13 protein-coding genes are annotated in these 13289 nt (G+C 40.4%); 10 read left to right on the top strand and 3 right to left on the bottom strand.

The window, feature by feature from the left end:
* Positions 1-5 precede the first annotated feature (5 nt).
* A complete protein-coding gene (locus WNY79_RS05360; protein WP_007585408.1) occupies positions 6-1046 on the bottom strand; it encodes a type IV pilus twitching motility protein PilT in 1041 nt (346 codons plus the stop codon).
* 2 nt (positions 1047-1048) lie between these two features.
* Between WNY79_RS05360 and WNY79_RS05355 the strand changes: the two genes are divergently transcribed.
* The 8 genes from WNY79_RS05355 to WNY79_RS05320 all read left to right on the top strand — a co-directional run bounded on the left by WNY79_RS05355 (position 1049) and on the right by WNY79_RS05320 (position 8073).
* Positions 1049-1762 (top strand): YggS family pyridoxal phosphate-dependent enzyme, encoded by a 714-nt coding sequence (locus tag WNY79_RS05355; protein ID WP_024598893.1) that lies wholly within the window; start codon positions 1049-1051, stop codon positions 1760-1762.
* A 17-nt stretch (positions 1763-1779) separates the two neighbouring features.
* Positions 1780-2601 (top strand): pyrroline-5-carboxylate reductase, encoded by an 822-nt coding sequence (proC, locus tag WNY79_RS05350; protein ID WP_024596216.1) that lies wholly within the window; start codon positions 1780-1782, stop codon positions 2599-2601.
* A gap of 27 nt (positions 2602-2628) precedes the next feature.
* Positions 2629-3162, top strand: a complete 534-nt coding sequence (locus tag WNY79_RS05345) for a YggT family protein (RefSeq protein WP_002962568.1) — start codon at positions 2629-2631, stop codon at positions 3160-3162.
* A 64-nt stretch (positions 3163-3226) separates the two neighbouring features.
* Entirely contained in the window at positions 3227-3670 is a 444-nt protein-coding gene (locus WNY79_RS05340) for a DUF4426 domain-containing protein (protein WP_024596215.1), read from the top strand.
* 4 nt (positions 3671-3674) lie between these two features.
* A complete protein-coding gene (locus WNY79_RS05335; protein WP_182196828.1) occupies positions 3675-4274 on the top strand; it encodes an XTP/dITP diphosphatase in 600 nt (199 codons plus the stop codon).
* Entirely contained in the window at positions 4271-5407 is a 1137-nt protein-coding gene (gene hemW / locus WNY79_RS05330) for a radical SAM family heme chaperone HemW (protein WP_342875337.1), read from the top strand. Before WNY79_RS05335 ends, hemW begins: the two co-directional genes overlap by 4 nt.
* A gap of 68 nt (positions 5408-5475) precedes the next feature.
* Entirely contained in the window at positions 5476-7314 is a 1839-nt protein-coding gene (locus tag WNY79_RS05325) for a DUF885 domain-containing protein (protein ID WP_342875336.1), read from the top strand.
* Positions 7315-7404: 90 nt separating this feature from the next.
* Complete coding sequence (locus WNY79_RS05320) at positions 7405-8073, top strand: hypothetical protein (protein WP_342875335.1); 669 nt, start codon at positions 7405-7407, stop codon at positions 8071-8073.
* Here the strand turns inward: WNY79_RS05320 and WNY79_RS05315 are convergent.
* Together WNY79_RS05315 and WNY79_RS05310 are read right to left on the bottom strand one after the other, a co-directional pair.
* Positions 8056-8499: a hypothetical protein gene (locus WNY79_RS05315; protein ID WP_166419701.1), complete on the bottom strand. Its 444-nt coding sequence runs from the start codon at positions 8497-8499 to the stop codon at positions 8056-8058. The two genes, WNY79_RS05320 and WNY79_RS05315, sit on opposite strands and share 18 nt — an antisense overlap.
* A 322-nt stretch (positions 8500-8821) precedes the next feature.
* Positions 8822-9538 carry an SIMPL domain-containing protein gene (locus WNY79_RS05310; protein ID WP_342875334.1) on the bottom strand — a complete coding sequence of 239 codons (717 nt, stop codon included), beginning with the start codon at positions 9536-9538 and terminating at the stop codon, positions 8822-8824.
* A gap of 114 nt (positions 9539-9652) precedes the next feature.
* On the opposite strand from WNY79_RS05310, the gene WNY79_RS05305 reads away from it, so the two are divergent.
* Positions 9653-12322: a bifunctional acetate--CoA ligase family protein/GNAT family N-acetyltransferase gene (locus WNY79_RS05305; RefSeq protein ID WP_342875333.1), complete on the top strand. Its 2670-nt coding sequence runs from the start codon at positions 9653-9655 to the stop codon at positions 12320-12322.
* A complete protein-coding gene (locus tag WNY79_RS05300; RefSeq protein ID WP_342875332.1) occupies positions 12322-13275 on the top strand; it encodes an ion transporter in 954 nt (317 codons plus the stop codon). Before WNY79_RS05305 ends, WNY79_RS05300 begins: the two co-directional genes overlap by 1 nt.
* The last annotated feature ends 14 nt before the right edge of the window (positions 13276-13289 follow it).

Genomic DNA, 13289 nt, shown 5'->3' with positions numbered 1-13289 from the left:
GTTTCTTACCCACCAAATTGTGTTTTGTCTTGTGCTTTTTCTTTCGCTGCAGCATTTGTAACAATGCCGTGATTAACTAAATTAGTTAAACATTGATCCATTGTTTGCATGCCTACAGACGCACCTGTTTGAATAGACGAGTACATTTGTGCAATTTTATCTTCACGAATCAAGTTACGAATAGCAGGTACTGCAATCATAATTTCGTGTGCCGCAACTCGCCCGCCGCCAATCTTTTTAAGCAGTGTTTGCGAGATAACAGCACGCAAAGATTCAGATAACATTGAACGTACCATTGACTTTTCCTCACCTGGGAATACATCGATAATACGGTCAATGGTTTTTGGTGCAGACGTAGTATGTAGCGTGCCAAACACTAAGTGGCCTGTTTCGGCTGCGGTCATTGCAAGACGAATTGTTTCTAAATCACGTAACTCACCAACTAATATTACATCGGGATCTTCACGCAGTGCACTACGTAGCGCGTTTGAAAAGCTATGTGTATCGCGATGTACTTCACGTTGATTAATAAGGCTTAATTTATTATCGTGAACAAACTCGATTGGATCTTCGATTGTTAGAATATGGTGATGTTTATTTTGATTTATATAATCGACCATAGCGGCAAGTGTTGTTGATTTACCAGAGCCCGTTGGGCCTGTCACTAACACGAGTCCACGTGGGGTATCGGAGATTGTTTTAAAAATATCTGGCGCACCTAAATCATCAAGCGTTAACACTTCACTTGGTATGGTACGAAATACCGCAGCAGGCCCGCGATTAGAGTTAAATGCATTCACACGAAAACGTGCTAAATTAGGCACTTCAAACGAAAAATCCACTTCGAGATTTTGTTCGTAGTCCTTGCGTTGATTATCGTTCATAATATCGTAAACCAGACTGTTTACGTCTTTATCTGCAAGGGCTGGTATATTAATGCGGCGAACATCACCGTCTACGCGTATCATAGGTGAAACACCCGATGATAAATGTAAATCGGATGCTTTGTGTTGCACACTAAACGCTAATAATTCGGTAATATCCATTTATGACTCCACAACTAACTGATAAATATATGGTTACAATAGCAGAACGACTCACATCCGCCTACGCTAGAATTGCAGACGCGGCAAAAAACGCACAGCGAAACACTAACGAAGTCACTTTACTGGCAGTGTCTAAAACTAAACCAAGCGAAGATGTTATTGCAGCTTATGAGCATGGCCAGCGCGAATTTGGTGAATCTTATGTTCAAGAGGCTATAGATAAAATAGCTCAACTACAGTCATATAGCGATATCATTTGGCATTTCATTGGACCTATTCAATCAAATAAAAGTGCTTTAGTGGCTGCCAACTTTGATTGGGTGCAAAGTGTTGATCGTATAAAAATAGCCAAACGATTAGATTCCCAGCGCCCAGACGATAAATCGCCTCTTAATATACTTATTCAAGTAAATATAAGCGAAGAAGAAGCCAAATCGGGTTGTAGTGTTGGGCAAATTTCTGAACTTGCCGACTTTATTAACCAATGTAAGCACTTAACACTTCGCGGTTTAATGGCAATTCCGGCTAAAAGTGACGATCTGGATACGCAAATTCAATCTTTTGAGCAATTACAAACTTGCTTTGATAAACTAAAGACCCAATATCCTCAAGTAGATACTTTGTCGATGGGTATGAGCGGTGATGTTGAAGCTGCCATTAGTGCAGGCTCAACCATGGTAAGAGTCGGCACAGACATTTTTGGAACACGAACTTAAAAGGTGATAACAGATTTATGTCAGATAAAAAAATCGCATTTATAGGCACAGGTAATATGAGCTACGCCATTATTGGTGGCATGGTAAAAAACGGTTTTAACGCAAGTAACATTATTGCGACTAACCGCAACCAAGAAAAGCTTGCAAAGGTAGCAGCCGATTTCAAGGTGCAAACCACCAGTGACAATAACGAAGCCCTGCGCGATGCTGATGTAATTGTTTTGTCTGTTAAACCACAAATGATGGGCGATTTATGTAAATCGTTTCAAGATTCGGGCGTAGATTTTAGCGACAAACTGTTCATTTCGGTTGCTGCGGGCTTAACTGTAAAACGCCTTCGCGAAATGCTAGGTCAAGACGTTAAAATGGTACGCTGTATGCCAAACACACCGTCTTTATTAGGCCGTGGTGTATCAGGTTTATATGGCGCGGGCGAAACACAAAGCGAACACGAGTTTGTACAACAAGTTTTTGAATGCACTGGCATTGTTGTATGGGTTGAAAAAGAATCTCAAATTAACGACATTATTGCTGTGACTGGCTCTTCGCCTGCTTACTTTTTCTTATTTATGGAAGCCATAGAAGAAAAAGCCAAAGCGCTGGGCTTTAATGATGAAGACGCTCGTCGCCTGGTACAACAAACAGCCCTTGGCGCCGCCGAAATGGCACTTAGCCAACCTGATATTACTATTTCGCAACTACGTTCAAACGTAACATCTAAAGGCGGTACGACTCATGCAGCTGTTGAGCACTTAAAAGATGAAGGCTTAACTAAAACCGTTGGCGATGCAATGGATGCGTGTATTGCGCGTGCGATGCAAATGGAAAAAGAACTTTAAAACCACTTTTTTATTGAAGGTTACACTATGAATGCCATGCAATTTTTGATCAGTACCCTGTTTGATTTGTTTTTAATGGTGGTATTACTGCGCTTTTGGCTGCAGTGGGCAAAAGCCGACTTTTATAATCCAATGAGCCAGTTTGTGGTTAAAGCCACGTCGTTTGCGGTAAAACCACTGCGTAAAATTATTCCGGGGTTTGGCGGACTTGATTTAGCATCTTTGTTGCTGGCATTTATAGTGGCTGTAGCCAAAATTAGTACTTTAATGCTTGTTATATATAATGCGTGGGCAATACAGCCTGTACTTATTCAAGCACTTATAACGGTACTAAAAGAAGGCCTTAACTTAGTTTTTTGGGTACTTATTATTCGCGCTATTTTAAGTTGGGTTAGCCAAGGTTATAACCCTATAGAAGCCGTTTTCCATCAGCTTACTGAACCAATGCTAAAACCAATTCGTAAAATATTACCATCAATGGGTGGCTTAGATTTATCAGTTTTAGTGCTTATTATTGGTATTCAGTTTTTGCAAATGTTGCTTATGGACTTTTTAGTCTAAGCACTTAATTTTTGAGTAAAAGAGGCCCAAAGGCCTCTTTTTTATATGTTTTGAGGAATACATGATGAACCGTTTAATTAAGTTTTGTTTTATTGCTTGTTTAGCATTTGCATTTAACGCGCAAAGCGAAGAAATGCAAGGCGCACAATACAAAGAGCTTGGCCCTTGGCAAGTGCATTACATCGCTTTTCCTTCTACTTTTATTCAGCCAAAAATAGCGAAAGCGTATGGCCTTGAGCGAAGCGGATACAAAGGCATTGTGAATATTTCTGTTTTAAAAAATGATGCCGAAAACACAGCCCAAACGGCAAAGCTTACAGGCACAGCTAAAAACCTACTTGGCAACAAGCAAACGCTTACTTTTAAAGAAGTAAAAGAAGGTGAGTCAATTTATTACCTTGCCCAAGTTGATTACACCAACGAAGAGATTTTACGCTTTGAGATTGAAATACAACAAAGTAATCAATTTCAAAAATTACAGTTTCAGCAAAAATTTTACGTAGATTAATAACATGACCAAAACTTTAGTACTTGCTACAGGTAACCCTGGCAAAGTAAAAGAGCTAGCTAACATGCTAAGCTCTCTGAATATTAATGTAGTTCCACAGAGCGATTTTAATGTAAGTGAAGTTGCCGAAACCGGCACTACCTTTGTTGAAAATGCCATTATTAAAGCGCGCCATGCCGCTAAAATTACTGGCATGGCAGCTATTGCCGATGACTCTGGTTTAGAAGTTGATGGCTTAAATGGCGCGCCCGGCGTTTACTCAGCCCGTTTTGCAGGCCCAGGTGCCAGCGATCAAGATAACATTGATAAGTTACTCGTTGATTTGGGTAATAACCCTATCCGTAGTGCTCGTTTTTGGTGTGTACTGGTATTAATGCGCCACGCAGATGACCCTACTCCACTTATTTGCAGTGCAAGCTGGGAAGGCGAAATTACATTAACTCAAAATGGCAACGGTGGCTTTGGTTACGATCCGGTGTTTTTTGTAGCAGAGAAAAATTGTACGAGTGCTGAGCTTACAAAAGAGCAAAAAAATGCAGTGAGTCATCGCGGACAAGCGCTACAAAAATTATTGCTAGAGCTAAAGCAAAAAGGCGGCCTGTGAACCTTCCACCACTGAGCTTATATGTGCACGTGCCTTGGTGCGTGCAAAAATGCCCGTACTGCGATTTTAATAGCCACGGACAAAAAGGTGAAATACCTGAAGCTGAATATGTTCAGCATTTAATTGATGATTTAAAAGCTGATTTGCACTTAGTGCAAGGGCGTAAAATTCACAGCATTTTTATTGGTGGCGGCACTCCAAGCTTATTAACTGGTACAACTTACACCCGCTTACTAAAAGAAGTCGATAGCCTAATTGGACTTGAAGACAACTGCGAAATTACCCTTGAAGCCAACCCTGGCACAGTAGAAACAGGTCGTTTTAAAGATTACGTAAAAGCAGGTATTAACCGTATTTCTATTGGCGTGCAAAGCATGCAAAACGACAAGTTAAAAGCACTTGGTCGGATTCATGGCAGCGACGAGGCTAATTATGCTGCGCAGCAAGCTAAAGAAGCCGGTTTAAACAGCTTTAACCTTGATTTAATGCACGGCTTACCGGGGCAAACACTTGACGATGCACTGAGTGATTTAAAGCAAATAATAGCGCTAGATCCTCCGCATATATCTTGGTATCAACTAACTATTGAACCTAATACTCAGTTTGCATCAAAACCCCCAACCTTGCCACAAGACGAAACACTGTGGGACATTCAAGAACAAGGGGTCGAGTTACTAGCTCAAGCAGGTTACATACAATACGAAATATCAGGCTATGCAAAACCAGGCTATCAGTGCCAACATAACTTGAATTATTGGCGTTTTGGCGATTATCTCGGTATTGGCTGCGGCGCGCATGGTAAGGTTACTGATGCAAATACAGGGCTTATTACGCGTACCGAAAAGGTTAAACACCCACGCGGCTATATGGATTTAATTAAACCGTATATGTACAAAAGCTGGCATGTAGAGCAAGACGATTTAGCGTTTGAATTTTTTATGAATCGCTTTCGCCTTGTTGAGCCTTGCCCAATTAATGATTTTAATAAATTAACAACACTGCCACTGCAAAGTCAGCAAAGTGCATTAAACCAAGCAATTAATAAAGGTTTATTGACTCAAACAGGCAGTCATTGGCAGGTAAGCTTAAAAGGTCATCGCTTTTTGAATGACCTGCTAGAATTATTTGTGTAGCGCCCAGCGCTACACAAAAAATAAATATAAAACACCCTAATGGGTTTCTAACAACAAAAGGGAAAACAATGCGTAAACTTACCTTTATTGCGGCCGCAGTAAGCGTTGCACTACTTGCTGGTTGCCAGCAAACAACACAACAAGCGACTTCAGCTCCTATTGCACAAGCAGCAGTTCAATCACAACAAAGTGAAATAGACAAAGCCAATGCGTTTTTTGAAGACACATTTAACCGCGATGTAATGAGCAGTCCTGTATATCAAACATACATGGGTATTAAGCAAGATTACGATAAGTGGGACGATGGCAGCGAAGAAAGACAGCTTAAAGATTTAGCGCAAACAAAAGCTGACCTCGTTGCACTAAAAGCAATTAGCCGTGATTTATTAGATGATGCAACAAAAGTTAGCTACGACTTAAAAAAACAAGATCTTGAAAGCTCAATTGCTGACTTTAAATGGCGTTACCATAACTACCCTGTGAACCAAATGTTTGGTACACATTCTATGATCCCTGCATTTTTAATTAATCAGCACTCAATTAGTAATGTAAAAGAAGCTAAAGACTACATTTCACGTTTAAATGGTGTAACTGGTGTTATTGATCAGCTTATTATTGATTTAACTGTACGTGCAGAAAAAGGCATCATTGCCCCTAAATTTGTGTTCCCACATGTTATTGATTCAAGCAAAAACATTATTCACGGTGCACCGTTTGAAAAAGGCGATGATTCTACATTGCTTGCTGACTTTAAGCGTAAAGTAACAGCGCTTGAAATTAGCCAAGACGAAAAAGACTCGTTAATCAGCGATGCATCAGATGCATTAAAATCGGCTGTTAAACCATCTTACTCTAAGCTAATTAATTACCTAGCGCAGCTTGAAAAACGTGCTGATGATCGCGATGGCGCATGGAAACTACCTGACGGCGAAGCGTTTTATAACAACGCACTTAAACGCACAACTACAACAGATTTAACGGCTAAAGAAATTCATGCAATTGGTCTATCTGAAGTGACACGTATTCATGATGAAATGCGTGAAATTAAAGACAAAGTGGGCTTTAAAGGCGACTTAAAAGCGTTTATGCAGTTTATGAAAACTGACAAGCAATTTTACTACCCTAATGATGCAAAAGGTAAACAACGCTATCTTGATGAAGCCACTGGGCTTATTGATACAATGAAAACGCGTTTAGATGAGCTATTCATTGTTAAGCCAAAAGCTGATTTAAAAGTAAAAGCAGTTGAAGCATTCCGTGAAAAAGCGGCAGGTAAAGCATTTTACCAACAGCCAGCTCCGGATGGTTCACGCCCAGGTGTTTACTACGCAAACCTTTACGATATGGAAGCAATGCCAACGTATCAAATGGAAGCACTGGCTTACCATGAAGGTATTCCAGGACACCACATGCAAATAGCTATTTCGCAAGAGTTAGAAGGTGTTCCTAAATTCCGTAAGTTTGGTGGCTACACAGCGTATATTGAAGGCTGGGGTTTATACTCAGAGTTCATTCCTAAAGAAATGGGCATGTACTCAGACCCTTACTCAGATTTTGGTCGTCTTTCAATGGAATTATGGCGCGCATGTCGTCTAGTAGTTGATACGGGTATTCACGCAATGAAGTGGACTCGCCAAGAAGGTATTGATTACTACGTAAATAACACGCCTAATGCAACATCTGACGGTGTTAAAATGGTTGAGCGTCACATCGTAATGCCTTCACAAGCAACGGCTTATAAAGTGGGTATGCTTAAGATTCTAGAACTTCGTGAAGACGCTAAAAAGCAACTTGGTGATAAATTTGATATTCGCCAGTTCCACGACGTAGTACTTAAAAATGGCCCGGTGCCACTTAATGTACTAGAAAATTTTGTAAATGAATGGGTAGCAAGCAAAAAGGCTTAAAACCAATTTAAACAATTGCTTTAAATATGAAAGGTCGCATTTGCGGCCTTTTTTGTTTTATAGTAGTAAAAAAGATTTTTGGAAATAATAATGGATTTAAGCATACAACTACTTAATGCGCGTATTTCAAAGCAGCAGTTAAATGAGCTCGATAACGACTTTAAGCAGTTAAGCCCTGCTCAGCAAACTTTGCAGCTTAACCATTTATATGACAGTGCCCAACGGTTGAGTGTTAAGTATGACTTTATGCAAAACATAGCAACCCGTATATTAAGTACTAATACAGCACCTTCTCCATTTATTAATCAACTCACTAATATTGACGCATTGAGTTTTTTTACCCCAGCGCTGAGAGTAAATAAAGGCTTTTTAGTACAAGATACACAAGGAAATAACGTACTGCACAATGTGTTTAAGCATGCCGATGCTACAAAGCTGCCATTTAACTATGTGCGTTCTTTAATGTTGTTTGAATCAAATGATGAGTTAGCTAAAGCCCTGGCGCAACCCAACTCTCATGGCTTAACACCAGTTGCCTGCTACATAGCCTATGCAAATAAACCAAGCACACCGGTAAAGCATGAATTTTCAGCTTTGTTAGCATTAATGGAAATAGAGCAAAAACAAAATCCGAACGCAAAACAGCAGCTTATTAACGTATTAAAAGGACAAAAACTTAACGAAACCACAATTTTACTGAGCGCAGCTTATTTACAACGCTCAACGGCGCAAGTTGTGCACCTAATCAAGGCGCTTTAATTCACCCACTACTTCTATACGCACACTATCTATAGCGTGTGTAATGGATTGCGCAGCACTTTCGTGCTCAACCATATTTGGCCAATTTGTTTGCCAGACCTTTTGTAAGTCTTTTGTTTTTAAATGTACTTTATCAACGGCTAAGTAGCTTAAGTCGTGAATTAAGTTAACTTTAACCCAGCCTTTTCTAGGGCTACCATCTATTTTGTTATTGTCGTAATGTGCGGCAAATACTATAAGCTCAAGCTCGGCTAGTTCTTGTAATATTTGAAAGCTAGCAATGCGTGTATTGTTGTTCTCTTCACTTGCCTCCATTCGCCATGCATTATAACTAAAGCCTATAAACGCAAATACTACGCTCGCTATAGCAGTAAAAAAGTACGAACGGGGAGCCAGTACAAACTGACCATATTTAGACTCTGACATATTATTTCCTAGGGCCTGCTTATCTTTCGAGGTTGAATTTGCAGCAGTATGTTTGGTATTTAGGCAAGGCAGAGCCTATGCAGTGTGGTTATTCCCCATAAATAGGTGATAACGTGGAATAAATGCCAAACATGCGCTGCCCGAAGGGTTCTGCCTAGGGGCAATTTACTCTTTGTTGCTCGGTTTTTACTTATTCTTACATGGATGTAAGCCATTAGAATAACGCAGGAGCAGTTATCGAGCCCGCTAGGTTACAAACCTCACGCCGCGATTAAATCGCCCCTAGATTGAACAAATTTTAATCCTGAAAGGTCAACAGGCCCTAGTCATTTAAATAATATTCAACACCGGTTACCACTCTTATATTTTTTATTTGCGGTGTATTTGAATCTCGATTACTGATACTAAATTGCCCTTGGCGAGCTGTTTTTATTTTGCCTAATTTTGAATTAGAGTCTTTAGCAAATTTATTAGCGACTTCACGCGCTTTTTCAGTTGCTTCTTGCACCATCGCAGGTTTTACATCATTGAGGCCTGTAAAAATGTATTCAACTTTTGTTTCGTAGCTGTCCTGCACTATTGCGATATCTTGTTTAGCAAGCTGGCTTACTTTGCTCAGCGCATTTTGTACTTTATCTGGCGCAGCAGAATAAACAATAATATTTGAGCGCACTATGTATCTAAACTGCTGATTTTCGTTACTGTATTCACGTGCTTGCTTATCAATAACTGACTGGCTGCCTATTGTTATTTCATCGTCGTCAAAACCATGCAGTTTTAAAAAAGCAGTTACAGCATCATTTTTTTTCTCAACTCGGCTGACTAATTTTTCAAGATTATTGTCGGCATCACTAAATTGCAGAGGCCAAATTACTGTATCGGCTATTACTTCTCGCTCGGCCAACCCCTTAACCTGCACAGTACGTTCCATCTCTTTTACACTCAAAGCTGTACTCTTTAAAATAAACCCTAAGCTAATTAAGCCTATACTTAAACAAATAGCCGCTATAACAATGTAAAAACCGGGGGTTTTATTCACAATAATCTCCTTGATTGATATCAATAATAAGCATCTAGACGCTCGAAATAACACAGTAAACAGGGTACATTGAGACTATAAATAACGCAAAACTTAATCAGCCTAGGAAAAACCATGAGCCTTAAGCGCATTACCCAGTTTTTTAATCCAAGCTCAGTGGCCGTTATTGGTGCCTCTAATATATCAACTCGTGCTGGTTTTGTGGTTATGCGCAATTTGCTTCAAGGCGGCTTTAAAGGGCCGATAATGCCTGTTACTCCAAGCCATAGCGCAGTACACGGCGTGCTTGCTTACCCCACTATTGCGGACTTACCAAAAGTACCCGACCTTGCTGTTATTTGCACTAACAAAAACACCTTAATTGATATTATTGAGCAGCTGGGAGAACTTGGCTGCAAAACGGCGATTGTTATTGCAGATGGGCTTTCTGGAGAGCAAAAAAGCGCGCTCAAAGCATGCGCTCAAGCCAAGCAAGTTACTTTGCTCGGGCCAAATTGTTTAGGCTTGCTGATCCCTCATATTGGTTTAAATGCGAGCTTTTCACATACTGTGGCAAGCCCAGGTAAAATTGCATTTGTATCGCAATCAGCAGCAGTATGCTCAACCATTTTAGATTGGGCTAAAAACAAAGAAATTGGCTTTTCATATTTTGTATCGGTAGGTGACTGCCTTGATATTAACTTTAATGAACTACTCGACTTTTTAGGTCGCGATGCTAAAACCAAAGCTATTTTACTCTACATTGATAACATTGAGGATATTCGTGGTTTTATATCAGCAGCAAGAGCTGCGGCTTTTAGTAAGCCTGTAATTGCGATTAAAACAGGTAAAACAAGTGCAGGCGCACTTGCAGCCGAAATTCACACCGGCGGAAAGCAAAGCTCTGATGCTGTTTACGATGCGTTATTTCAACGTGCAGGTATGCTGCGCGTAAATGATTTACGGGAGCTATTTGCAGCGACACAAACACTTGCCATGCATCCAAAATTATTAAAAGTAGAGCAGCTGACTATCTTAACTAATGGTGGCGGGCCGGGAGTTATGGCCGTTGATGAGCTTATTCAAAATTCAGGAAAGTTAGCAGAGCTAAGCATTGAAACTCGAAATGCGCTAAATAAAGTAATTCCACAATCAGAAACCACCTCAAACCCTGTGGATATTTTTGGCGACTCAGCTCCTGCTCGGTACAAACAAGCACTGGAGATTTTATTACACGCTAAAGAAGTTAAAAATTTACTCATAATTCATACCCCATCAGCACTTGCACTCAGCGAAGACTACGCCAACGTTATTGTAGAAACCTTGCAAACATTACCCAAAATGGCGCGCCCTTACGTTATAACTAACTTTATGGGGGAGGATGCATCTTATGCTGCAAGAAAAGTATGCTCTAATAATGCTATACCTACTTACCGTACGCCCGAAGGCGCTGTTGGCGCATTTATGCACTTGGTAACGTATCGTCGTAACCAAAAGCATTTAACGCAAACACCTGAGTCGAATACTGATGACGCAAAAATAAATAAAGTGCCTGCTAAAGCACTTATTAATGAATTTTTAGATGAAGGACAAAGCTACTTACCTACCCATCAGGCAAGCCAAGTATTAAATCATTACGGTATTAAATGCATTCAAACTGAGGTTGCCTACACACCAACAGAAGCGAGAGAGCAAGCCATAGAGCTGGGTTTTCCAGTCGCGTTAAAGCTCATTAGCCCAAGTATTGCCTCAAAGTCTGAAGTAGGTGGTGTGGTGCTTAATTTAAACGACGCCAACGAGGTTGAACAAACCGCTTTTGCAATGCTTATACGTATTAAAAACACGTATCCGGATGCGATTATTGAAGGGTTCTCATTACAAAAAATGGCGCCGCGAGCAGGCGCAAATGAGCTGCGAATTGCGATTAAAACAGAGCCAAATTTTGGCCCTGTTATATTATTAGGTGAAGCAGGAACCGGCCTTGAATATGCACAAGCCGCCGTTGCGCTACCTCCACTGAATATGAACTTAGCAAAGTATTTAATTGCCGCAGCGCACGATAAAGGCGTACTAAAGGAGCGCATATTACCCGAAAAGGTTGATAAGTATCGTTTATGTGCACTGCTAACACGTATTTCTCAGTTAATTATTGACCAACCTGACATAAGCTCTATGGAACTAAATCCTATCCTTGCCAGCAACGGGCAGTTTTTAGTACTCGATGCCACTATGACCCTTAACCGCTATCAAACTCAGAGCAATCGTAAGCGCTTATCTATTCGTCCCTACCCTATTGAGCTTGTTGAAGTAGTAACACTTAAAAATAACACCCAAGCTACGCTCAGGCCTATAAAGCCAGAAGATGAACAAGCTCATAAAGCATTTGACGAGTCACTTAATAAAGAAGACAGATATAAACGCTTTTTTGGCGAACTACCACAATTTAACCACGACCAACTCGCTAAAATGACGCAAATTGATTACGACCGTGAAATGGCCTTTATTGTTTGCCAACGCTTTGAAGGTAAAACCCGCACACTAGGTGTGTCTCGCGTCATTATGGATCCCGATAACCTGCATGCTGAGTTTGCCATTGTAGTACGCTCAGACTGCCAAGGTTTAGGGCTTGGTCGCATACTAATGAGTGCTGCAATCAACCACTGTAAACGCCAAGGTGTGGAGTCGATTGAAGGCATAACCTTACCAGAGAATACGGGGATGATTGAGCTAGCCCGAAAGTTAGGTTTTAAAATTAGTCGCGACTTTGAAGAAGGCAGTATTAATATGGTACTTAAACTTAAATAATGAATGAACCACATACTTTAAGACAAAAAATGGCCTGCCTGTTTGAAGGCACAGGTCAATACCATCGAGCAGGACATATTCTTGATATCGCGCTCATTAGCTTAATAATGATTAACGTTGTAGCCATTGTTATTGAATCAATCCCAAGTGTGGCAGAGCAGTATTACAACGAATTCTTAGTTTTAGAAATTGTCTCGGTCGCTATTTTTGCTATTGAGTACTTAGCCAGACTTTGGGCTTGCGTAGATAAAACACAATATGCAGCAATGGAAGGATCTCATACCAAACGTCGGCTTAGCTATTTTTTCTCCCCTTTGGCAATTGTTGATTTAATTGCGATTTTGCCAAGTTTAATGATGTTTTTATTTCCTCTCGATTTACGCTTTTTACGTGTGCTTCGACTATTAAGGGTATTTAAACTCACTCGCTACTCACGTGCCATGCAGCTACTTTTAAAAGCCTTTAACGATGAAGGTAGTTCATTAATGGCTGCCTTTTTTATTATGGCCGTCGTGCTTATTTTAGCTTCATGCGGAATTTACTTAATTGAGCACGACATACAACCCGATAAATTTGGCTCGATTCCTGCGGCTATGTGGTGGGCAATGGCAACACTAACGACTGTTGGTTATGGCGATGTAGTACCTATAACGCCATTGGGTAAATTTTTCGGCGGCGTTATTACACTACTAAGCATGGGAATGGTTGCGATACCTACCGGTTTACTCGCGTCTAGTTTTTCAGAACAAATACGTAAACGCCGCCAATTTTTTGAAGATGCTGTACATGAACAAATTCAAGACGGCACTCTTAATGATACTCAACAAGGACACCTAGAAGAACTACGCTATAAACTCGGCTTGAGTAAACTAGAAGCTAATAAGGCCATTAAAACGCAGTTAAATGAGCATAATAGCCATTTATTTTGTAGGCACTGCGGTAAAAGGCCTTAAATGAGTACTGCCAT

It is taken from the genome of Pseudoalteromonas sp. AS84, assembly GCF_038900255.1.
GTDB lineage: Bacteria > Pseudomonadota > Gammaproteobacteria > Enterobacterales > Alteromonadaceae > Pseudoalteromonas.
The sequence above is the reverse complement of the archived record's forward strand: the minus strand, read 5'-3'. Positions and strand labels throughout refer to the sequence as shown.

Bases quoted from the DNA above. Each gene is read 5' to 3' on its own strand.
- WNY79_RS05360 (WP_007585408.1), bottom strand. From the start codon at position 1,046: ATGGATATTACCGAATTATTAGCGTTTAGTGTGCAACACAAAGCATCC.
- WNY79_RS05355 (WP_024598893.1), top strand. From the start codon at position 1,049: ATGACTCCACAACTAACTGATAAATATATGGTTACAATAGCAGAACGA.
- proC (WP_024596216.1), top strand. From the start codon at position 1,780: ATGTCAGATAAAAAAATCGCATTTATAGGCACAGGTAATATGAGCTAC.
- WNY79_RS05345 (WP_002962568.1), top strand. From the start codon at position 2,629: ATGAATGCCATGCAATTTTTGATCAGTACCCTGTTTGATTTGTTTTTA.
- WNY79_RS05340 (WP_024596215.1), top strand. From the start codon at position 3,227: ATGAACCGTTTAATTAAGTTTTGTTTTATTGCTTGTTTAGCATTTGCA.
- WNY79_RS05335 (WP_182196828.1), top strand. From the start codon at position 3,675: ATGACCAAAACTTTAGTACTTGCTACAGGTAACCCTGGCAAAGTAAAA.
- WNY79_RS05325 (WP_342875336.1), top strand. From the start codon at position 5,476: ATGCGTAAACTTACCTTTATTGCGGCCGCAGTAAGCGTTGCACTACTT.
- WNY79_RS05320 (WP_342875335.1), top strand. From the start codon at position 7,405: ATGGATTTAAGCATACAACTACTTAATGCGCGTATTTCAAAGCAGCAG.
- WNY79_RS05315 (WP_166419701.1), bottom strand. From the start codon at position 8,499: ATGTCAGAGTCTAAATATGGTCAGTTTGTACTGGCTCCCCGTTCGTAC.
- WNY79_RS05305 (WP_342875333.1), top strand. From the start codon at position 9,653: ATGAGCCTTAAGCGCATTACCCAGTTTTTTAATCCAAGCTCAGTGGCC.
- WNY79_RS05300 (WP_342875332.1), top strand. From the start codon at position 12,322: ATGAATGAACCACATACTTTAAGACAAAAAATGGCCTGCCTGTTTGAA.